We start from the raw sequence: 21,037 nt of genomic DNA, 5'->3' as shown, positions 1-21,037 counted from the left end.
TCGCACGTTAGGCAGATATATACCGCAAATCAAACACGAAACGGGCTAATCACCCTAGTGCCGCAACGAAGTCGACCGATGCGCAGTTCCACGTGTCAGTCACCTTCGGGGAATCGGCCCTCATCGAGGTCCTTCATCATCCGGTCCAGACGCCTTGCCGCGTCCGGGAGATCGTGCTTCGCCGCGGCCGTGACGACCAGCAGCTTCCGGGTCAGCGCCATCCGTACGCTCTCCGGGACTTGCAGTGCACGCACCTTCGCGTGCGCTTCCTTCAATCGGTCGGCGACTTGGCCATAGAGCTTGAGTTGGCTGTCGCGTTCCATGCACCGATTGTGCCATCTGGGGCGAGTTGTCGCCCGACGGGGTCTCAACAAGCGACTGCGCCCCCTGCCGGGAGGCAGGGGGCGCAGTCCTGGAAAAGCGCTGCTCAGGCGGCAATGGTACGCGGCTTGAAGGCGGGCCTGGCCGCCTCGTACGCGGCGATGTCCGCTTCGTTCTGAAGGGTGAGGCTGATGTCGTCGAGGCCGTTGAGCAGCCGCCAGCGGGCGTTCTCGTCGAGCTCGAAGTCGGCGGTGATGCCCTCGGCACGGACCTGGCGCGCCTCCAGGTCGACGGTCACCTCGGCGGTCGGGTCGGCCTCCGTCAGCTCCAGGAGGGCGTCGACGACCTGCTGCTCCAGGACCACGGTGAGCAGCCCGTTCTTCAGCGAGTTGCCGCGGAAGATGTCGGCGAAGCGGGAGGAGACGACGGCCTTGAAGCCGTAGTTCTGCAGGGCCCAGACCGCGTGTTCGCGGGAGGAGCCCGTACCGAAGTCGGGACCGGCGACCAGGACCGAGGCGCCCTGGCGCTCGGGGCGGTTGAGGACGAAGTTCTCGTCCTTGCGCCAGGCTTCGAAGAGCCCGTCCTCGAAGCCGTCGCGGGTGACCTTCTTCAGCCAGTGCGCGGGGATGATCTGGTCGGTGTCGACGTTGCTGCGGCGCAGCGGAACGGCCCGGCCGGTGTGCGTGGTGAAGGCTTCCATAGCTATCGGACTCCGGCGGGGGTACGGGTGTCGGACAGGTCGGCGGGCGAGGCCAGATGGCCCAGCACGGCGGTGGCGGCGGCGACCTGGGGCGAGACCAGGTGGGTGCGGCCGCCCTTGCCCTGCCGGCCCTCGAAGTTGCGGTTCGAGGTGGAGGCGGAGCGCTCGCCGGGGGCCAGCTGGTCGGGGTTCATGCCGAGGCACATCGAGCAACCCGCGTGCCGCCATTCGGCGCCGGCCTCGGTGAAGACCTTGTCCAGGCCCTCGGAGACGGCCTGGAGCGCGACCCGGACCGAGCCGGGGACGACCAGCATCCGTACTCCGTCGGCGACTTTGCGGCCGTCCAGGATCGAGGCCGCGTTGCGCAGGTCCTCGATGCGGCCGTTGGTGCACGAACCTACGAAGACGGTGTCGACGTTGATGTCGCGCAGCGGCTGCCCGGCGGTCAACCCCATGTACTCCAGGGCCTTCTCGGCGGCGAAGCGCTCCGAGGCGTCCTCGTACGAAGCGGGGTCGGGGACGGTGGCCGACAGGGGTGCGCCCTGGCCGGGGTTGGTGCCCCAGGTGACGAACGGGGCCAGTTCGGTGGCGTCGATGACGACCTCGGCGTCGAACACCGCGTCGTCGTCGGAGCGCAGGGTCTTCCAGTACGCGACGGCGGCGTCCCAGTCCTCGCCCTCGGGGGCGTGGTCGCGGCCCTTGAGGTAGTCGAAGGTGGTGGCGTCCGGGGCGATCATGCCGGCGCGGGCACCGGCCTCGATCGACATGTTGCAGATGGTCATCCGGGCCTCCATCGAGAGCTTCTCGATGGCGGAGCCGCGGTATTCGAGGATGTAGCCCTGGCCGCCGCCGGTGCCGATCCGGGCGATGATCGCCAGGATCAGGTCCTTCGCGGTGACCTCGTCGGGCAGTTCGCCCTCGACCGTGATGGCCATGGTCTTCGGGCGGGCCAGCGGCAGCGTCTGGGTGGCGAGGACGTGCTCCACCTGGCTGGTGCCGATGCCGAACGCCAGCGCGCCGAACGCGCCGTGCGTGGAGGTGTGGGAGTCGCCGCAGACCACGGTGGTGCCGGGCTGGGTCAGCCCCAGCTGCGGGCCCACCACGTGCACGACGCCCTGCTCGACGTCGCCCAGCGGGTGCAGCCGCACGCCGAAGTCCGCGCAGTTCTTGCGCAGGGTCTCCAGCTGGGCGCGCGAGACCGGGTCGGCGATCGGCTTGTCGATGTCGAGGGTCGGGGTGTTGTGGTCCTCGGTGGCGATGGTGAGGTCGAGGCGCCGTACCGGACGTCCGGCCTGGCGCAGCCCGTCGAAGGCCTGCGGGCTGGTCACCTCGTGCAGCAGGTGCAGATCGATGAAGAGGAGGTCGGGCTCGCCCTCCGCGCGTCGGACGACATGGTCGTCCCAGACCTTCTCCGCGAGTGTCCTACCCATCGCTTTCCCTCCGGCCGGCGTCGTCGCCGGCCCAACTAGAGATTCGGTGTGCCCCCGTCCGGACCCCCGTGCGGGGCGGTGGCCGCGAGCCGTTGTGCGGCCGCCCCCACAGGTTCGCAACTTCCGCCGGAAATTGAACTTGCGTTTCACAGAGTGAGACGGGAGTATCGTCGTATGGACAACTCTAGCGGCGTCGGCGTTCTCGACAAGGCAGCTCTGGTATTGAGCGCCCTGGAGTCCGGTCCGGCCACCCTCGCCGGGCTGGTCGCGGCGACCGGGCTCGCACGGCCCACGGCCCATCGACTGGCCGTGGCACTGGAACACCACCGGATGGTGGCGAGGGATATGCAGGGCCGGTTCATTCTCGGCCCCCGGCTGTCGGAACTGGCAGCCGCGGCGGGCGAGGACCGCCTGCTGGCCACGGCCGGACCGGTGCTCACCCACCTGCGCGACATCACCGGCGAGAGCGCTCAGCTCTACCGACGGCAGGGCGACATGCGCATCTGCGTGGCGGCGGCGGAACGGCTGTCCGGGCTCCGGGACACGGTGCCGGTCGGCTCGACCCTCACGATGAAGGCGGGCTCCTCCGCCCAGATCCTGATGGCCTGGGAGGAGCCGGAGCGCCTGCACCGGGGCCTCCAGGGCGCGAGGTTCACGGCGACGGCGCTCTCCGGCGTACGGCGGCGGGGCTGGGCCCAGTCGATCGGCGAGCGGGAGCCGGGCGTCGCCTCGGTCTCCGCTCCGGTGCGCGGCCCCTCGAACCGCGTGGTCGCGGCGGTCTCGGTCTCCGGGCCGATCGAGCGGCTGACCCGCCACCCGGGCCGAATGCACGCCCAGGCGGTCATCGACTCGGCGGCACGGCTCAGCGAAGCCCTGCGCCGCACGGGCTGAGGCCGCACGCCACCTCCTCCTGACCGAACTCCCGGAAGGCCGCCCCAGCGTCGTGGCGGCCCTTTTTCCTGTCCGGGCCCTTGCCCTCGCAGGGCGCAACCACGGTGCCGGGCAGACGACTTGGGGCGGAGCCTCCTCGCTCCGGACAAGCGCGAAGGCCCTCCACCGAGGTGAAGGGCCTTCCCGTACTGCTCTGTTGTACCCCCGACCGGATTCGAACCGGCGCTACTGCCGTGAGAGGGCAGCGTGCTAGGCCGCTACACAACGGGGGCTTGTTTACTGCTGACTTGCGCTGGGCTACCAGGACTCGAACCTAGAATGACGGTACCAGAAACCGTAGTGTTGCCAATTACACCATAGCCCATGGTGTGACAAGTACCCCCGACCGGATTCGAACCGGCGCTACTGCCGTGAGAGGGCAGCGTGCTAGGCCGCTACACAACGGGGGCCCTAGCGATCCTGCATCGAGAGCGATGGGTGCGACCCATGATGTTCTCGCGGGAAGGATCTGTACCCCCGACCGGATTCGAACCGGCGCTACTGCCGTGAGAGGGCAGCGTGCTAGGCCGCTACACAACGGGGGCTTGTCCTGCTGATCTTGCTCGTACTGCTGGTCTTGCGCTGGGCTACCAGGACTCGAACCTAGAATGACGGTACCAGAAACCGTAGTGTTGCCAATTACACCATAGCCCACTGAAATGCAACCCCTGGTGGGGGCTTCATCTCTGTCTGCGCTTCCCGGCCGGATCTTTCGGCCCGCTCGGGCGGCGCAGAAAGAACATTACCCGAAGGTGTCCGGCGCTCCAAAACGGGTATCGCCCGCCAGCAGACCGGGCAGCTGGTCGAGCCCGGTGATCGTCACGAGATCCGGCCTCCCGCCCGTGCCCAGCCGGTCGAGCCAGATGCCCTTCAGCCCGGCGGCCACGGCCCCGCCGGCGTCGATGTCGGGCTCGTTGCCCACATACACCACCTCGTGCGGCTCCAGCGCGAGCGCCTCGCAGGCCGCGTGGAAGGCGCCGGCCTCCGGCTTGGAGATCCCCAGCTCCACCGCGCAGACCAGCGACTCGAACCGGTCGCGGACGCCGAGCGCGGTGAGCTTGTGGTGCTGGTGCCGGGTGTTGGCGTTGGACAGGATCCCGTGCCGGTAGTCGCGGGCCAGCAGGTCCAGTACGGGCAGGACGTCCGGGAAGAGCGCCCAGGCGGCCTCGTAGTGAGCGGCGTGACGCCCGAACCACGCCTCGGCGTCGGCGTCCTCCAGATCCCGTGACAGGAACTCCCGCACCCGGTCCCGCCGCTGCCCGCGGAAGTCCGTCTCCCCGGCGGTCATGCGCGCCCAGTGCCGGACGCTCAGCGCCCGCCAGGCGTCGAGGGCCACGTCCACCGAGGCGTACGCCTCGGGCAGGCCCTCGCGCTCCAGGTGCTGCCGCATTCCGGTGCGGTCGGCGCTCGAGTAGTCGAAGATCGTGTCGTCGATGTCCCACAGCACGGCTCGGATCGGCATGGACCTCACGGTAGCCGTCCGACATGGTCCGCGGAGGCAGAAAACCGAGGAGGGCCGCGGCCGGCCGGCCGCGGCCCTCCTCGGAGGTGTGGTGTCGCCTACGCGGTCAGCTTCGCCAGGGCCGCGTCCACCCGGGCCAGGCTCCTGTCGCGTCCCAGGATCTCCAGGGACTCGAAGAGCGGCAGGCCGACGGTGCGGCCGGTGACGGCGACGCGGACCGGGGCCTGCGCCTTGCCGAGCTTGAGGCCGTGGGCCTCGCCGGCGGTGAGGACGGCGTTCTTCAGGGACTCCGGGTCGCTCCAGTCGGCCGCTTCCAGGTTGGCGCGGGCCGTGGTCAGGAGCGCGGCCGGGTCGCCCTTCATCGCCTTGGTCCAGGACGCCTCGTCCTCCACCGGCTCGTCGAGGAAGAGGAAGTCGACGTTGTCGGTGATGTCGGAGAGCACCGTGACCCGGGTCTGGGCGTACGGGGCGATCCGCGTCCACTTCTCCGCGTCGAACGCCTCCGGGGCCCAGGGCGCGAACGGGGCCTTCAGCCAGGGGCCGCAGGCCTCGGTGAAGTCCTTCACGTCCAGCTTGCGGATGTGCTCGGCGTTGATGTGCTCGCACTTCTTGAGGTCGAAGCGGGCCGGGTTGGCGTTGACGTCCTTGATGTCGAACGCGGCGACCAGCTCGTCCATCGAGAAGATGTCGCGGTCCTCGGCGATCGACCAGCCGAGCAGCGAGAGGTAGTTCAGCAGGCCCTCGGGGAGGAACCCGCGCTCGCGGTAGAGGTTGAGCGAGGCCTGCGGGTCGCGCTTGGAGAGCTTCTTGTTGCCCTCGCCCATGACGTACGGCAGGTGACCGAAGGCCGGGGTGTCCTTGGCGATGCCCAGCTCGATGAGCGCCCGGTACAGGGCGATCTGGCGCGGGGTGGAGGAGAGCAGGTCCTCGCCGCGCAGGACGTGGGTGATCTCCATCAGGGCGTCGTCGACCGGGTTGACCAGCGTGTAGAGCGGGGCCCCGTTGGCGCGGACGATGCCGTAGTCCGGGACGTTCTCCGGCTGGACGGTGATGTCGCCGCGGACCAGGTCGGTGAAGGTGATGGCCTCGTCGGGCATCCGGAAGCGGACGATCGAGGTGCGGCCCTCGGCCTCGTACGCGCTCCTCTGTTCGGCGGTGAGGTCGCGGCAGTGGCCGTCGTAGCCGGACGGCTTCCCGGCGGCGCGGGCGGCGTCGCGGCGGGTGTCCAGCTCCTCGGTGGTGCAGTAGCAGGGATAGGCGTGTCCGGCGGCGAGCAGCTTCTCGGCGACGTCCTTGTACAGGTCCATCCGCTGCGACTGGCGGTAGGGGGCGTGCGGGCCGCCGGTCTCGGGGCCCTCGTCCCAGTCCAGGCCCAGCCAGCGCATCGAGTCGAGCAGCTGCTGGTAGGACTCCTCCGAGTCGCGCGCCGCGTCGGTGTCCTCGATCCGGAAGACCAGGGTGCCCTGGTGGTGCCGGGCGAAAGCCCAGTTGAACAGGGCCGTGCGGACCAGGCCCACGTGGGGGTTGCCGGTCGGGGAGGGACAGAAACGTACACGGACTGGTGTGTTAGCCACGCTTGATCACCTTGTTGGTGAGAGTGCCGATGCCTTCGATGGTGACGGCGACCTCGTCGCCGACGTGCAGGGGGCCGACCCCCGCGGGGGTGCCCGTGAGGATCACGTCGCCCGGGAGGAGCGTCATGGCCTCCGTGATGTGGACGACCAGGTCCTCGATGGACCGGACCATGTCGCTGGTGCGGCCGAGCTGTCGCTGCTCGCCGTTGACCGTCGCCTGGATGGTGAGGTCGTGGGGGTCCACGTCGGTCTCCACCCAGGGGCCCAGCGGGCAGGAGGTGTCGAAGCCCTTGGCGCGCGCCCACTGCTTCTCGCGCTGCTGCACATCGCGGGCGGTGACGTCGTTGGCGCAGGTGTAGCCGAGGATGACGTCCTTCACGCGCTCGCGCGGGACCTCGCGGCACATGCGGCCGATGACCACGGCCAGCTCGGCCTCGTGGTGCAGCTCCTGGGAGAAGGAGGGGTACTCGATCGCGTCGCCGGAGCCGATCACCGAGGTGGTGGGCTTGAAGAAGGTGATCGGCGCGTCGGGGACCTCGTGGCCGAGTTCGGCGGCGTGCTCCGCGTAGTTGCGGCCGATGGCCACGACCTTGTTGGGGAGCACGGGCGGCAGCAGCCGGACCTTGTTCAGCGGGACCTTGGTGCCCGAGAGCTCGAAGTCGGCGTACGGAATGCCCTTGATGATGTCGAGGACGAGGTCACCGGATTCCACGGTGCCCTGTCCCTCGACGGCGCCGAAGGCGACATTGCCGTCGATGGAGAACCTGGCGATGCGCACGGGATGCTGTCGCCCCTCACTTGCTGGCTGGCTGAAGACTGATGCTCCAGGCTAACGCCGATGAGGGGGACAGCCGCGCGCCTGGCGGGGCCGCTACCGGGCGGCCGCGACCGGGGCTTCCATGAGGATGGTGCGGCGCGGGTTGGCCGTCACGGTCGGCAGGTCGGCGGCGTGCTCCGGCTGGGGGGGCGTCTGCAGCGCTTCGGCGTCCTTGAGGTGCGCCAGCGTGGTGCGCCGGGGGTTGGCAATGTTGCGGAACATCGTCGTCGTCTTCATCTGCCGTCAGGACCCTGTCGGTGAGGGCGTCGCTCGTCGCGACGCCGGCTTGTCGGATTCGCCATCCCTGTAAAGCGTCAGGCTAAACATCCGATTCCCCGCCGGAGCCGCGATGAGGCAACGATCATCGTGTGAGTTTGCTCACGAACTATTCGACAATTGACCCATTACGGACAGTTGACCGTGGTCCAGAAAGCGGACATTGCATCCCTGAATCCACCATTCCGCTCCTGATCGTCGCGTCTGGGACACCCCCCACCCCTAGGCGCTTCCTCCGTAATCGACCGTTTTCATCACGATCGCGCTCCACTGCTTGTTACTCGCCCATCACAACGTGTCACCCAGGTCACAGCCCGGTACTTGGGCCTTGTTGGAGATCCTGCACTGTGCTGGAATTCCACGCACCGCCGCGGGTTTCAGGCCGGCGCGCAGGGGCGCAACGCAGCGCCGAGTGGCGGCGGGAGGGGGAAGTACGCCGGTCACTCATACGACCACCATGGGGCGCGTCCAGTGCCCCACGACGCCGACACCGTCTCTGTCCGCACACGCGGGCGGGACGCCTGGTCCAGAGGTTGCGACGCTAGTGCAGGGACGTTTCAAGAGGGATGGCAGCGCTCCGGCGGAACAGGAGCCGCGCGGCGGGACCGACCGCGGTTCCTCGCCCCAGCACGCCCAGAACCCCGGGCCGGCCGGTGCCGGCGACAACGGCGACCGTGCGCAGGGCTCGGGTTCCACGACGAGCGGCGGCGCGGAGCCGAACACGCCCGCACAACCGCGCGGCCCGGTCGACACGGGTTCGCGTGTGGCGCTCCGTAACTGGAGCATCAGCACGCGCCTGGTCTCCCTCCTCGCCCTCCCCGTGGTCGTCGCGACCAGCCTGGGCGGCCTGAGGATCAACGAGTCCATGACCGACATGCAGCAGCTGGAGCACATGCAGCTGCTGACGAGGATGACCAAGCAGGCGACCTCCCTCGCCCAGGCGCTGCAGGTGGAGCGCGACCAGTCGGCCGGTCCGCTGTCGAACAAGTCCAAGCCCACCGACTACAAGGTCACCGGGCCCCGGGACAAGACCGACCGGGCCAAGGACGCCTTCCTCGACGAGACCGACTCGATCGGTGGCTCCGAGGGCGACGAGGCGCTCGACAGCATCCACGCGAGCATCTCGCAGATCGCCTCCCAGCTCGGCAACATCCGTGCGATCCGCAAGACGGCGTACGAAGAGGGCGCGCCGAGCCTCAACACCATCGACCAGTACAACCAGCTGATCACCTCGCTGCTGAGCCTCTCGCAGGACATGGCGCAGGCGACCAGCAACCCGGACATGATCAAGCGGACCCGGGCCCTGGCGGCGTTCTCCTCCGCCAAGGAGTACGCCTCGGTCCAGCGAGCGGTCATCGCCGCGGCGCTGCCGGGCGGTTCGGTCAAGGAGCCGCACCTCAACCCGAACGACCGTCAGTTCGGCGAGAACGCGCTCCACAAGGAAGACCGGGCCCTGCGCTCGTTCAAGACGATCTACGGGACGACCGGCGAGAGCGCCGAAGAGCTCATGACGTCCCTGGACAACGGGAACCCGGAGATCAACGCCGGGAACATGTACGCCAAGCGCATCCTCACCACCACGAACGACATCGAGGGCAACCAGGTCCGGTCGTACCTGGACTGGTACGACCAGAGCACCATCAAGATCAAGGCCATGGAGACGATCGAGGCCACCCTCCTCAGCGACATGGAGGCCAAGGCCCGGGAGCTGCGCCAGGCCTCCCAGCGCGACGCGATCATCAACGGTGCCGTCATCTTCATCGTGCTCGGCGTCTCGCTCGTCGGCGCCTTCGTGGTGGCCCGCTCCATGATCCGTTCGCTGCGGCGTCTGCAGGACACCGCCACCCGGGTCGCCCAGGACCGGCTGCCCGAGCTCGTCAAGCAGCTCTCCGAGACCGACCCGCAGGACGTCGACACCTCGGTCGAGTCGGTCGGCGTGCACTCCCGGGACGAGATCGGCCAGGTGGCCGCGGCCTTCGACGACGTGCACCGCGAGGCCGTCCGCCTCGCCGCCGAGCAGGCCCTCCTCCGGGGCAACGTCAACGCGATGTTCACCAACCTCTCGCGCCGTTCCCAGGGCCTCATCCAGCGCCAGCTCTCGCTCATCTCCGAGCTGGAGTCCCGCGAGGCCGACCCGGACCAGCTGTCCTCGCTCTTCAAGCTCGACCACCTCGCGACCCGTATGCGCCGTAACGGCGAGAACCTCCTCGTCCTCGCGGGCGAGGAGCCGGGACGCCGGTGGACCCGGCCGGTCCCGCTGGTCGACGTGCTCCGCGCCGCCGCCTCCGAGGTGGAGCAGTACGAGCGCATCGAGCTGACCGCGGTGCCCGCCACCGAGGTCGCGGGCCGGGTCGTCAACGACCTCGTGCACCTGCTCGCCGAGCTGCTGGAGAACGCGACGTCGTTCTCCTCGCCGCAGACGAAGGTCAAGGTCACCGGTCACGCGCTGCCCGACGGGCGCGTGCTCGTCGAGATCCACGACACCGGCATCGGCCTCTCCCCCGAGGACCTCGCCGCGATCAACGAGCGGCTCGCGCAGCCGCCCACCGTGGACGTCTCCGTCTCCCGCCGCATGGGCCTGTTCGTGGTCGGCCGGCTGTCGCTGCGTCACGGCATCCGGATCCAGCTGCGCCCCTCCGACTCCGGCGGTACGACCGCGCTGGTCATGCTGCCCGTCGACGTCGCGCACGGCGGCAAGCAGCCCCCGTCCAAGCAGGGCCCCGGGCAGCAGCCCGGCGCCCCGGGCGGTCTCCTCGCGGGCAACGGGAACGGCGCGGGCGCCGGCCAGCGCGCGGGCCTGGGCGGCGGACCGGGCGGTCCGGGCGCCAAGAGCCTCGGCGGTGGACCGGGCGGTCAGCGCGGCCAGGTCGGCGCGGGCTCCGGTCCCCGGGCGGCGCTGCCGGCCCGGGACAGCGGAGCGGGCCGTCCGCAGGGTCCCCAGGGCGGCGGGCAGCCGAACGACGGCGGCCCCGGCCAGGAGTTCCCGGGTCAGGGCCCGGCGCCCCAGCGCCAGGGCGGCGGCCTCTCCGGCGCCTTCGGCAACAGCGCCCGGCTCGGCGCCCGCGGCGCCCAGGGCGGTCCGCAGGGCGAGGCCCCGGGCCGCGGTGACGCGACCAACCTGTTCGGGCACAGCGCTCCGCCCTCCCCCGGGCAGAGCGGGCGCCCGGGTCAGTTCGCACCGCCGAACCAGCAGAACCCGTCCGGCTGGCAGAACCAGTCGAACCAGCAGCAGAACCAGGGCCCCGGAGCGCAGCAGCCCCAGGGCCGGCAGGAGCAGGGCGGCTTCCAGCAGCCCGGCGGCCCCGGCCGTCAGCTGCCGCCGCCCGGTGGACCGCGTGCCGAGCTGCCCGGGGGCAACCCGCAGCCGCAGCGGCCGGCGACCACCAGCTGGGGCGCGGACACGCCGCGCGGTCACGAGGAGCACGACGCGACCGGGCAGTTCGCCCGTCCGGCGGACCTCGGCCGGGACCAGTCGTTCGACGCCCCGCTGAGCCGGCGGCCGTCGGACGACCGCCAGGGCCCCGGAGCGACCTCCGAGTTCGCCCGGCCCGACTTCCCGGCGCCGGGGACTCCCCTGGACGGTTCGTACCCGCAGGGTGCTCCGCAGGGCCAGGACCCGGCGAGCACCGCGCAGTTCGCGCGGCCCGACTTCGGTGCCCCGTACCAGCCCCAGCAGGGGCAGGGCCGGCCGGACCAGGGCGAGCACCTGCCCGCGCCGCGCCAGCGCGGCCCGGAGGGTTCCGACTTCGGTGCGCCGCGTCCGTCCGCCTCCCCGGCGGGCGAGGCTCCGTACCGTCCGGCGCTGCCGCAGCAGCCCCAGCAGCCGGAGGCCCTGCCGCCGGCCGGTCCGGGGGACGGGCGTACGCCGCTGTACGACACCCTGGAGACGAACTGGTTCCACGGTCCGGGCCAGGGCGGCCAGCAGCAGCCCGCCGAACCGCAGGCCCCGGCCGCTCCGGAGTCCTCCGGTGTGCCGGTCCCGCCCATGCCGCAGCGTGGTGCGGCCGACCCCTCGGTCACCAGCTCGTGGCGGGCCTCGCCCAACGACGAACTCGTACGTCAGGCCGAACGGGTCAAGAAGCCCGCCGCCGGCGGGGTCACCACTTCCGGGCTGCCCCGCCGTGTTCCCCGCGCCAATTTGGTTCCGGGGACCGCACAGCAGCAGAATCACCAGTCCGGACCACAGGTTTCGCGCGCGCCCGATGACGTGCGCGGTCGTCTGACCAATCTCCGCCGGGGCATCCAGCAGGGTCGGCAGGCCAACAACGGCCCGCAGACCGGCAGTATCCATCTCGGCCCCACTCACCAGCAGGAGCGTTAGTTGAGCCCCATGAGTCAGGCCGCGCAGAATCTGAACTGGCTGATCACCAACTTCGTGGACAACACCCCAGGGGTGTCCCACACGGTGGTGGTCTCCGCGGACGGCCTGCTGCTGGCGATGTCCGAAGGATTCCCGCGCGACCGCGCCGACCAGCTCGCCGCCGTCGCGTCCGGCCTCACCTCGCTGACCGCGGGTGCGTCCCGGATCTTCGAGGGCGGCGCCGTCAGTCAGACGGTTGTGGAGATGGAGCGGGGATTCCTCTTCCTCATGTCCATCTCCGACGGTTCGTCACTGGCCGTTCTGGCCCACCCGGACGCCGACATCGGTCTGGTCGGGTACGAGATGGCCCTCCTGGTCGATCGTGCGGGCACGGTCCTCACGCCCGACCTCCGCGCCGAACTCCAAGGCAGTCTGCTCCACTAGGCGGCCGTCCAGCGGATTCACGACACGATCCCCCCAGGTAATGCCCACAACCCTCACCCGTCAGGCCGCCTTAGTCCCCTCACCGGCCCCTTGCAGACGGCAAGCCGAGAACCTGCTGTCACGCCCGGAGGATTCATGACCCCGCCACCCGCCTCACCCGATCCGTACGGCGCACTGCACCACGCGTCGTACGACGGGGAAGGCGACCAGCCGCTGGTTCGTCCTTATGCCATGACCGGCGGCCGGACCCGGCCGCGCTACCAGCTCGCGATAGAGGCACTGGTCAGCACGACGGCAGACCCCGCGCATCTGGGGACCCTGCTCCCCGAGCACCAGCGGATCTGCCACCTCTGCCGTGAGGTCAAGTCGGTGGCGGAGGTGTCGGCGCTGCTGTCGATGCCGCTCGGCGTCGCCCGGATCCTGGTGGCGGACCTGGCGGAAGCCGGCATGGTGGCCATCCACCAGCCGGGCAACGGAGAGGCCGGCGGCACGCCGGATGTGACACTGCTCGAAAGGGTGCTCAGTGGACTTCGCAAGCTCTAGCGGCGGTACGGGCCGTGCCACCACCTCGGCGAAGATCGTGGTGGCGGGCGGCTTCGGCGTGGGTAAGACCACGTTTGTCGGTGCCGTTTCGGAGATCAACCCGCTGCGCACCGAAGCCGTGATGACGTCCGCGTCCGCGGGCATCGACGATCTGACCCACACCGGGGACAAGACCACCACGACGGTGGCCATGGACTTCGGCCGCATCACGCTCGACCAGGACCTGATCCTGTACCTCTTCGGTACGCCCGGCCAGGACCGCTTCTGGTTCATGTGGGACGACCTGGTCCGCGGCGCCATCGGCGCCGTCGTCCTCGTCGACACCCGCCGCCTCGCCGACTGCTTCCCCGCCGTCGACTACTTCGAGAACAGCGGGCTCCCCTTCGTCATCGCCCTCAACGGCTTCGACGGACACCAGCCCTACACCCCCGACGAAGTACGCGAAGCGCTCCAGATCGGGCCCGACGCACCCATCATCACGACGGACGCCCGGCACCGCGCGGACGCCAAGAGCGGCCTGATCACGCTCGTCGAGCACGCGCTGATGGCACGTCTGAAGTAGTTCTTCCACCAGGCGCAAGTCGATATCGCCATACGGAAGTTGCAGTAGTCACGCGGGGGCGGCCTGTGTCGTTTGACACGATCCGCCCCCGCGTTCATAACGTTTCGAGAGAGAATTGACTCCACGCCGCCACCCGACGCATCCATTCGGTGCCACTGCGCTCACATGAGCCCCGCCTTTTGACGGGGCTCGCTCTTTATGCCCGTTTTATCTGAGGTCTGGGCCACTCGGAACCGCCGATTCCGACTGTTTGGAACGGGGCCCGTCCCCGTGCTGCAATTCGACGAACTCCCCAGTAGTACGGCCCTGAACGAATAATCCGGCACAGCGTAGGTGCCGACGCCGAGAGGTTGTTGGTCGAGTGAGGCGAAGCAACGAGGGCTCCGCGGCGCAGCCCGAGCGGGGCAACTTCACCCCGCCGTCGCGCGCTGTGGCGTCCCCTGCGGATCTGCCCGGCACGGAGCCGACCGGCGGTGGCAGCACCAGCCGGATGGCCCCGCGCAACTGGCGGGTGGCCACCCGGCTGAACGCGATCCTCCTGATCCCGGTGCTGGTCGGCCTCGTCATGGGCGGCTTCCAGGTGAAGGGCTCCGTCGACACCTGGAGCCAGGCCCAGGAGGCCGAGAAGATCGCGGTCGTCGTGCGCGCCGCCTCCGACTACGGGCAGGCGCTGCTGAACGAGCGGGACCTCACCGCCGAGCCGCTGCTCTCGGGCGACCGTGACGCCGATGTGGTCGAGCAGACCCGGGCCACCACGGACGACGCGGCGCGGAAGTTCGACGCCGCGGTGGAGGGGATGCCGGCGAAGCCGGGCCTGGAGCGCCGCCTGAAGCTCTTCAAGGCCGAGGAGCCCAAACTCCCCGAGCTGCGCAAGGCCGCCTACGCGAGGGCCCTGGACCCGGTGAAGACCGAAGAGGGCTACACCCAGGTCCAGCACTCGCTGATGGAGTTCTCCAACGAGCTCGGCCTCGGCACCGGCAACATCACCAGCTACGGCCGTACCGTCTACGCGATCGAGCTGTCCAAGGCTGCAGAATCGCTTCAGCGCTCGATCGGCATGCACCTCCTGGTGCGCCCGAGCAAGAAGCCGGGCACGTACGACGAGCAGGTCAAGGCCTTCGGTTCGTACAACTACCTGGAGCAGATCGCGCTGGGCGAGTTCAACTCCGGCGGCACCCAGGCCGATGTCGACCGCCTCAAGCAGGTCATGGCCGGCAAGGCCGCCGAGGGCGCCAAGCAGCTCAAGGCGGCGAAGGAGCGGGCCGAGGCCGCGGGCACGCCCTTCGTGGCCCCGCCGAGCATCGACGGCTCGGTCTTCGACGGCATGGCCCGGGAGATCGGCAAGGGCCAGGACCCCGAGGCGCTGGCGGCCAAGGGCGTCACGCCCGAGACCTGGATGGCGGCGGCGACCGCGAAGTTCGAGGGGTACGCGACCGTCGAGGACGAGCTGGTCACCAAGGCGGTGGACGAGGCCGCGAACATCTCCTCCGACGCCAAGACCGACGCCATCGTCAACGGACTCATCGTCGTCATCGCGCTGCTGGCCGCCTTCGTGCTGGCGGGTCTCATGGCCCGCCAGATGAGCCGCTCCATGCGCCGGCTGCGTACCGCCGCCTTCGGTATCGCCGAGCAGCGGCTGCCCTCCCTCGTCGACCAGCTCTCGCGCACCGACCCGGGCCGGGTCGACACCCGGGTGCAGCCGATCCCGATCACCACGCAGGACGAGATCGGCGAGGTCGCCCGCGCCTTCGACCAGGTGCACCGCGAGGCCGTCCGGCTCGCAGCCGAGCAGGCCATGCTGCGGGGCAACGTCAACGCGATCTTCACGAACCTCTCGCGCCGCAACCAGTCGCTCATCGAGGGCCAGCTGACCCTCATCACCGACCTGGAGAACAACGAGGCCGACCCGGACCAGCTGGAGAGCCTCTTCAAGCTGGACCACCTGGCCACCCGTATGCGCCGCAACGGCGAGAACCTCCTCGTCCTCGCGGGCGAGGAGCCCGGCCGCCGCTGGAACCAGCCGGTGCCGCTGGTGGACGTCCTGCGGGCCGCCTCCTCCGAGGTGGAGTCCTACGAGCGCATCCAGCTGACCGGTGTGCCGGAGAGCGAGATCCACGGCCAGGCCGTCACCGACCTCGTGCACCTCCTGGCCGAGCTGCTGGAGAACGCCACCACGTTCTCCTCGCCGCAGACCAAGGTCAAGGTCACCGCGACCCGGCTGCCCGACGGCCGCGTCATGGTCGAGATCCACGACAAGGGCATCGGCCTCACCGCCGAGGACTTCGCCGACATCAACCACAAGCTGGCCAATCCGCCGACCGTGGACGCCGCGGTGTCGCAGCGCATGGGCCTGTTCGTGGTCGGCCGGCTGGCCGACCGGCACGGGATCCGGGTCCAGCTGCGTCCCTCGGGCGAGCAGGCCGGGACCACCTCGCTGGTCATGCTCCCGGACGCCATCACCCACGGTGGCGGTGGTGAACCGGGCTCCGGCCAGGACGACTTCACCGTCTCCTCGATCATCCCCGAGCAGCAGCAGGGCTTCGAGCAGGCGCCGCAGCAGGTCCCGATGCGCACGGCCGCGGAGCTCGGCTTCGACGACACGCGCTACGAGGCCCCGGTGGACCCGTCGCAGCTGGACCCGGTCGGGCGTTCGCTGATGCGCGAGGAGCGCAGGGCGGCCCTGGAGGCCCAGACGGGCCCGGGCGGCCCGTTCGGGGACGACGACCGGGAACACCGGGGCTACGCACCGGAGTCGTACGCGGGCGACCCGTACGGCGGTCAGCAGCAGCAGGGTTACGCCGACGCGGGCTACGGCCAGGACCAGTACGGGCAGCAGCAGCCGCAGCAGCAGCCGTACCAGGGAACGTACGAGCAGCAGCAGTACGGTGCCGAGGACGGTTACGCGCAGCAGCGGGACCAGCAGGCGCAGCAGCACCGGGGAGACGGCTATCCGGAATCGGCATATGCCGATCAGCATGCCCGGCAGGGGCAGTACGCCGACCCGTACGCGGCTTCGCCGGACCAGTCCCACCAGGATGACTGGCCTGTTCAGAGTGGTTTCCCCCACGCTTATGAGCCGATTGCGCCCGCCGAATCGGAATCTGTTCCGAGCACGCCCGCGGAGCCTTCGGAGCGCGTAGGCTTCGACCGTCCGGGGCCCACCCCGAACGTCGGCCACGAGCTGACCGAAGCCGGTCTGCCGCGCCGAGGCGGTCAGCAGCACTGGCAGCCCGGTCCCGGCGGCCGTGGCAACGACCAGCCCGATCCGACTCCGGGGCCCCCGCCGCAGCAGGAAGAGCGGCTGGACCCGCAGACGGACGGGGACGGCTCCGACGACTGGCGCTCGACGAACGACGAGCGCTGGGAGCGGGCCGAGAAGCTCCGTGAGCCGAAGGCGGGCGGAATCACCCCCTCCGGCCTCCCCCGGCGGGTGCCCAAGGCCAACTTGGTCGAGGGCACGGCGGAGCAGACCCAGCAGGGCGGCCCACAGGTCTCCCGCGCGCCCGAGGACGTCCGCGGCAGGTTGAGCAACCTGCGGCGGGGTGTCCAGCGGGGACGCAGCGAGGGTTCGGACACCAGTACCACCTACAACCAGGAGCGTTAGTGTGAGCCCGATGAGCCAGGCGGCGCAGAATCTCAACTGGTTGATCACCAATTTCGTGGACAACACCCCCGGGGTGTCGCACACGGTGGTGGTCTCCGCCGACGGACTCCTGCTGGCGATGTCCGAGGGTTTCCCGCGCGACCGCGCCGACCAGTTGGCGGCCGTCGCCTCCGGTCTGACGTCGCTGACCGCGGGTGCCTCGCGGATCTTCGAGGGCGGCGCCGTGAATCAGACCGTTGTGGAGATGGAGCGTGGATTCCTCTTCATCATGTCCATCTCCGACGGATCCTCACTCGCCGTTCTGGCCCACCCGGATGCCGATATCGGTCTGGTCGGGTACGAAATGGCCCTTCTGGTGGACCGCGCGGGCAGTGTCCTGACTCCGGACCTCCGCGCCGAACTTCAGGGAAGTCTTCTTAACTAGTAGACAGACAGTGCGTTTCTCGCCACCGCGCCATAAAGTGCGGTGGCGCGGCCCCACTGGGATCGGTGACCGGCAGTCGGAGGAGGAGACGTGGCAGCACCCACAGGTGGGCACCCCTACAACGGTGACCAGAGGGTTCCGGGTGAGCACGGTGACAACCGTTTCGGCTTCCCTGCGGCACCTGGCGGGCAGGGCCCAGGCCAGTACCAGCCATATCAGCAGCCGCAGCACCGACAGCAGCAGGGCGCTCACGGTGCGCAGGAGTCCGAGTGGCCCCCGCAGCAGCCGGGGGCCGGGTGGCCGCAGCAACCGCAGCAGCCCCAGCGCTACGACGCGCCCCGGCAGCCGCGCATTCAACCGGTGCAGCAGCAGCGCGCTTCCGAGCCCGCCAAGCCCGCCGCGCACAATCCGCTGGTCCGTCCCTACGCCATGACCGGTGGGCGGACCCGGCCGCGTTACCAGCTCGCCATCGAGGCGCTGGTCAGCACCACGGCAGATCTGTCGCGGCTGCAAGGGCAGTTGCCCGAGCACCAGCGGATCTGCCGGCTCTGCATCGAGATCAAGTCGGTCGCCGAGATCTCGGCCCTTCTCTCGATCCCCCTCGGCGTTGCCCGGATCCTCGTCGCCGACCTGGCCGAGGCCGGACTCGTCGCTATCCATCAGCCCGGCGGCGACGAGGCCGCCGGCGGCCAGCCAGATGTGACACTGCTCGAAAGGGTGCTCAGTGGACTTCGCAAGCTCTAGCGGCGGAGCGGCCCGCTCCACTACCTCGGCGAAGATCGTGGTGGCAGGGGGCTTCGGCGTGGGTAAGACCACGTTTGTCGGTGCCGTTTCGGAGATCAACCCGCTGCGCACCGAAGCCGTGATGACGTCGGCCTCGGCGGGCATCGACGATCTGACCCACACCGGGGACAAGACCACCACGACGGTGGCCATGGACTTCGGCCGCATCACGCTCGACCAGGACCTGATCCTGTACCTCTTCGGTACGCCCGGCCAGGACCGCTTCTGGTTCATGTGGGACGACCTGGTCCGCGGCGCCATCGGCGCCGTCGTCCTCGTCGATACCCGCCGCCTCGCCGACTGCTTCCCCGCCGTCGACTACTTCGAGAACAGCGGGCTCCCCTTCGTCATCGCCCTCAACGGCTTCGACGGACACCAGCCCTACACCCCCGACGAAGTACGCGAGGCGCTCCAGATCGGGCCGGACACCCCGATCCTGACGACGGACGCCCGGCACCGCGCGGACGCCAAGAGCGCGCTCATCACGCTCGTCGAGCACGCCCTGATGGCACGGCTGCGCTAGGTCCTGTCGTCGAACTGCCGTCGTCGCCCGGAGGGCGGCCCTGCGGGGTCGGGTGCGTGCTCCCGGTGCGCCGGGTGCGGGTCCTCGTACTGGACGTACTCGGGCCTGTGCCCGGTGCGGCGAGAGCACGTGCATGGCGCCGCGGGACAGGCGGCAGTTCGACGACAGGGCCTAGGTCCTGTCGTACACGGAAGGGCCCCGCACTCCGAGGAGTGCGGGGCCCTTCTCCGTACGGCCTGCGAGGGGGTCAGCCCTGCCAGCTGTGCGGTGCGCGGAAGCCGGGCGTGCGCTCCAGGCGGCGCCAGCCGGCGGTGTCACGGCCGCGGTGGGCGGGGGCGGGCGGCTGGGAGGCGGCGCGGGCCATCAGGACGGCGGTGATGGCCGCCAGCTCCTCGGGGTCGGCGTGACCCTTCTCGACGCGCAGGACGGACTCGGCGGACGTCAGGCTCATGGTGGGGTGTCTCCGTCTTCTCGGCAGGGTTTCGTGGACCGTGCGGCGCGTCGCGCCGCCGCGGAGGACGACTACTGCGGGGGGTTGCCGTGCTTGCGGGACGGCAGGTCGGCGTGCTTGTTGCGGAGCATGGCGAGCGAGGCGATGAGCACCTCGCGGGTCTCGGCGGGGTCGATGACGTCGTCGACGAGACCGCGCTCGGCCGCGTAGTAGGGGTGCATCAGCTCGGCCTTGTACTCCTTGACCATGCGGGTGCGCATGGCTTCGGGGTCCTCGGCGTCGGCGATCTGCCGGCGGAAGATGACGTTGGCCGCGCCCTCGGCGCCCATCACCGCGATCTCGTTGGTGGGCCAGGCGTAGGTGAGGTCGGCCCCGATGGACTGGGAGTCCATGACGATGTACGCGCCTCCGTAGGCCTTCCGCAGGATCAGCGAGATCCGCGGCACGGTGGCGTTGCAGTAGGCGTAGAGCAGCTTCGCTCCGTGGCGGATGATTCCACCGTGCTCCTGGTCCACGCCCGGCAGGAAGCCGGGGACGTCCAGAAGAGTGATGATCGGGATGTTGAAGGCGTCGCACATCTGCACGAAGCGCGCGGCCTTCTCGGAGGCCTCGATGTCCAGCACGCCCGCCAGCGCCTGCGGCTGGTTGGCGACGATGCCGACGACCTGGCCGTCCAGGCGGGCCATCGCGCAGATGATGTTGCGGGCCCAGCGCTCGTGGATCTCCAGATAGTCGCCGTCGTCGACGAGCTCCTCGATCACCTTGTGCATGTCGTACGGGCGGTTGCCGTCGGCCGGGACGAGGTCCAGCAGGACGTCGCCGCGCCGGTCGGCGGGGTCGTCGCTCTGCGTCGTGGGCGGGTTCTCGCGGTTGTTGGAGGGCAGCATCCCGATGAGGTAGCGGACCTCGGCGATGCAGGTCTCCTCGTCGTCGTACGCGAAGTGCGCGACGCCGGAGGTCTCGGCGTGCACGTCCGCGCCGCCGAGGCCGTTCTGGGTGATCTCCTCGCCGGTGACCGCCTTCACGACGTCCGGTCCGGTGATGAACATCTGCGAGGTCTCGCGGACCATGAACACGAAGTCGGTCAGAGCGGGGCTGTAGGCCGCGCCGCCCGCGCACGGGCCGAGCATCACGCTGATCTGCGGGATGACACCGGACGCCCGGGTGTTGCGCTGGAAGATGCCGCCGTAGCCCGCGAGCGCGGAGACGCCCTCCTGGATGCGGGCGCCGGCGCCGTCGTTCAGGGAGACCAGCGGGGCCCCCGCCGAGATGGCCATGTCCATGATCTTGTGGATCTTCGTGGCGTGCGCCTCGCCCAGCGCCCCGCCGAAGATCCGGAAGTCGTGCGCGTAGACGAAGACCGTGCGGCCCTCGACCGTGCCCCAGCCGGTGATGACACCGTCGGTGTACGGCTTCTTCGCCTCCAGGCCGAAGCCGGTCGCCCGGTGCCGGCGCAGCTGCTCGACCTCCTTGAACGAACCCGGGTCCAGCAGCAGCTCGATCCGCTCCCGCGCGGTCAGCTTCCCCTTGGCGTGCTGCGCCTCGGTCGCCCGCTCACTCGGTCCGCGCCGCGCCTGCTCGCGCAGGGCCAGCAGTTCGGCCACCCGGCCTCGGGCGTCGCTCGGCTCACCCTGGGTTTCGTCCACAACGGTCATGTACCGACCCTACGAACACCGACCCAGAAATCGTGCCGTCGACTCCGTACAGTCTCCTGCCCGGTTTCGTGGTGGGAGTGAACAGAACCGCGGCACCGTGTAGGCGATCCACCAGCGAAACGCCGCATCGCGCTGTATGAACTCTACAAAGACCAGGATGTGCGCTGGGCCACAGGCGGAGGAACGGAACGTGACGCCCACCCGACGGCTCCGGCCTCCCCGAAGTATGCCGCAGGGC

The 21,037-nt window shown here is 69.9% G+C and carries 18 protein-coding genes and 5 tRNA genes; 9 read left to right on the top strand and 14 right to left on the bottom strand.

Annotated features, from left to right (window positions below):
* Positions 1 to 95: 95 nt before the first annotated feature.
* From OG245_RS27775 to leuC, 3 genes are all read right to left on the bottom strand, one after another.
* The gene (locus tag OG245_RS27775) at positions 96 to 323 is read right to left on the bottom strand and encodes a hypothetical protein (RefSeq protein WP_026291031.1); all 228 of its coding nucleotides are present in this window, start codon (positions 321 to 323) and stop codon (positions 96 to 98) included.
* 104 nt (positions 324 to 427) lie between these two features.
* Entirely contained in the window at positions 428 to 1,021 is a 594-nt protein-coding gene (gene leuD, locus OG245_RS27770; RefSeq protein WP_371626135.1) for a 3-isopropylmalate dehydratase small subunit, read from the bottom strand.
* Positions 1,022 to 1,023: 2 nt separating this feature from the next.
* Positions 1,024 to 2,451, bottom strand: coding sequence for a 3-isopropylmalate dehydratase large subunit (gene leuC / locus OG245_RS27765; protein WP_371626134.1), 1,428 nt, complete (start codon positions 2,449 to 2,451; stop codon positions 1,024 to 1,026).
* A gap of 174 nt (positions 2,452 to 2,625) precedes the next feature.
* Here leuC and ndgR point away from each other — a divergent pair, with 174 nt between their 5' ends.
* On the top strand, positions 2,626 to 3,342 hold the full coding sequence (gene ndgR, locus OG245_RS27760; protein ID WP_003966003.1) for an IclR family transcriptional regulator NdgR: 717 nt from the start codon (positions 2,626 to 2,628) through the stop codon (positions 3,340 to 3,342).
* A 199-nt stretch (positions 3,343 to 3,541) separates the two neighbouring features.
* On the opposite strand, the gene OG245_RS27755 is transcribed toward ndgR, so the two are convergent.
* The 9 genes from OG245_RS27755 to OG245_RS27715 all read right to left on the bottom strand — a co-directional run bounded on the left by OG245_RS27755 (position 3,542) and on the right by OG245_RS27715 (position 7,471).
* A tRNA-Glu gene (locus OG245_RS27755) sits at positions 3,542 to 3,614 on the bottom strand.
* A 20-nt stretch (positions 3,615 to 3,634) separates the two neighbouring features.
* Positions 3,635 to 3,706: transfer RNA gene (locus OG245_RS27750), tRNA-Gln, on the bottom strand.
* Between the two features lie 12 nt (positions 3,707 to 3,718).
* Positions 3,719 to 3,791: transfer RNA gene (locus tag OG245_RS27745), tRNA-Glu, on the bottom strand.
* 62 nt (positions 3,792 to 3,853) lie between these two features.
* Positions 3,854 to 3,926: transfer RNA gene (locus tag OG245_RS27740), tRNA-Glu, on the bottom strand.
* A 37-nt stretch (positions 3,927 to 3,963) separates the two neighbouring features.
* A tRNA-Gln gene (locus OG245_RS27735) sits at positions 3,964 to 4,035 on the bottom strand.
* An 88-nt stretch (positions 4,036 to 4,123) separates the two neighbouring features.
* Positions 4,124 to 4,843, bottom strand: coding sequence for an HAD family hydrolase (locus tag OG245_RS27730; protein ID WP_371626133.1), 720 nt, complete (start codon positions 4,841 to 4,843; stop codon positions 4,124 to 4,126).
* A 98-nt stretch (positions 4,844 to 4,941) separates the two neighbouring features.
* Positions 4,942 to 6,417, bottom strand: a complete 1,476-nt coding sequence (gltX, locus tag OG245_RS27725) for a glutamate--tRNA ligase (RefSeq protein ID WP_371626132.1) — start codon at positions 6,415 to 6,417, stop codon at positions 4,942 to 4,944.
* The gene (locus tag OG245_RS27720) at positions 6,410 to 7,195 is read right to left on the bottom strand and encodes a fumarylacetoacetate hydrolase family protein (protein WP_371626131.1); all 786 of its coding nucleotides are present in this window, start codon (positions 7,193 to 7,195) and stop codon (positions 6,410 to 6,412) included. The genes gltX and OG245_RS27720 overlap by 8 nt, the downstream gene beginning before the upstream one ends.
* 93 nt (positions 7,196 to 7,288) lie before the next feature.
* Entirely contained in the window at positions 7,289 to 7,471 is a 183-nt protein-coding gene (locus tag OG245_RS27715) for a hypothetical protein (RefSeq protein WP_371626130.1), read from the bottom strand.
* A 583-nt stretch (positions 7,472 to 8,054) separates the two neighbouring features.
* Here OG245_RS27715 and OG245_RS27710 point away from each other — a divergent pair.
* The 8 genes from OG245_RS27710 (at position 8,055) to OG245_RS27675 (ending at position 18,693) form a co-directional block, all read left to right on the top strand.
* The gene (locus OG245_RS27710; protein ID WP_371626129.1) at positions 8,055 to 11,831 is read left to right on the top strand and encodes a nitrate- and nitrite sensing domain-containing protein; all 3,777 of its coding nucleotides are present in this window, start codon (positions 8,055 to 8,057) and stop codon (positions 11,829 to 11,831) included.
* A gap of 9 nt (positions 11,832 to 11,840) precedes the next feature.
* Entirely contained in the window at positions 11,841 to 12,254 is a 414-nt protein-coding gene (locus OG245_RS27705; protein WP_006127850.1) for a roadblock/LC7 domain-containing protein, read from the top strand.
* Between the two features lie 135 nt (positions 12,255 to 12,389).
* Positions 12,390 to 12,797 (top strand): DUF742 domain-containing protein, encoded by a 408-nt coding sequence (locus tag OG245_RS27700; RefSeq protein ID WP_266709549.1) that lies wholly within the window; start codon positions 12,390 to 12,392, stop codon positions 12,795 to 12,797.
* Positions 12,778 to 13,359, top strand: coding sequence for an ATP/GTP-binding protein (locus tag OG245_RS27695; RefSeq protein WP_003966011.1), 582 nt, complete (start codon positions 12,778 to 12,780; stop codon positions 13,357 to 13,359). Before OG245_RS27700 ends, OG245_RS27695 begins: the two co-directional genes overlap by 20 nt.
* Positions 13,360 to 13,720: 361 nt before the next feature.
* Complete coding sequence (locus OG245_RS27690; protein WP_371626128.1) at positions 13,721 to 16,963, top strand: nitrate- and nitrite sensing domain-containing protein; 3,243 nt, start codon at positions 13,721 to 13,723, stop codon at positions 16,961 to 16,963.
* A 10-nt stretch (positions 16,964 to 16,973) separates the two neighbouring features.
* Entirely contained in the window at positions 16,974 to 17,387 is a 414-nt protein-coding gene (locus OG245_RS27685; protein WP_006127847.1) for a roadblock/LC7 domain-containing protein, read from the top strand.
* Positions 17,388 to 17,477: 90 nt separating this feature from the next.
* The gene (locus tag OG245_RS27680; RefSeq protein WP_371626127.1) at positions 17,478 to 18,131 is read left to right on the top strand and encodes a DUF742 domain-containing protein; all 654 of its coding nucleotides are present in this window, start codon (positions 17,478 to 17,480) and stop codon (positions 18,129 to 18,131) included.
* Complete coding sequence (locus tag OG245_RS27675) at positions 18,112 to 18,693, top strand: ATP/GTP-binding protein (protein ID WP_014048542.1); 582 nt, start codon at positions 18,112 to 18,114, stop codon at positions 18,691 to 18,693. The genes OG245_RS27680 and OG245_RS27675 overlap by 20 nt, the downstream gene beginning before the upstream one ends.
* Before the next feature lie 247 nt (positions 18,694 to 18,940).
* Here the strand turns inward: OG245_RS27675 and OG245_RS27670 are convergent, their stop codons facing one another.
* The gene (locus tag OG245_RS27670; protein WP_371626126.1) at positions 18,941 to 19,144 is read right to left on the bottom strand and encodes an acyl-CoA carboxylase subunit epsilon; all 204 of its coding nucleotides are present in this window, start codon (positions 19,142 to 19,144) and stop codon (positions 18,941 to 18,943) included.
* 71 nt (positions 19,145 to 19,215) lie between these two features.
* Positions 19,216 to 20,799, bottom strand: a complete 1,584-nt coding sequence (locus tag OG245_RS27665) for an acyl-CoA carboxylase subunit beta (protein WP_371626125.1) — start codon at positions 20,797 to 20,799, stop codon at positions 19,216 to 19,218.
* Positions 20,800 to 21,037 lie beyond the last annotated feature (238 nt).

Source organism: Streptomyces sp. NBC_01116, assembly GCF_041435495.1.
GTDB lineage: Bacteria > Actinomycetota > Actinomycetes > Streptomycetales > Streptomycetaceae > Streptomyces.
Note: the sequence above shows the minus strand (reverse complement) of the source record. Positions and strands in the feature narration are given on the sequence as shown.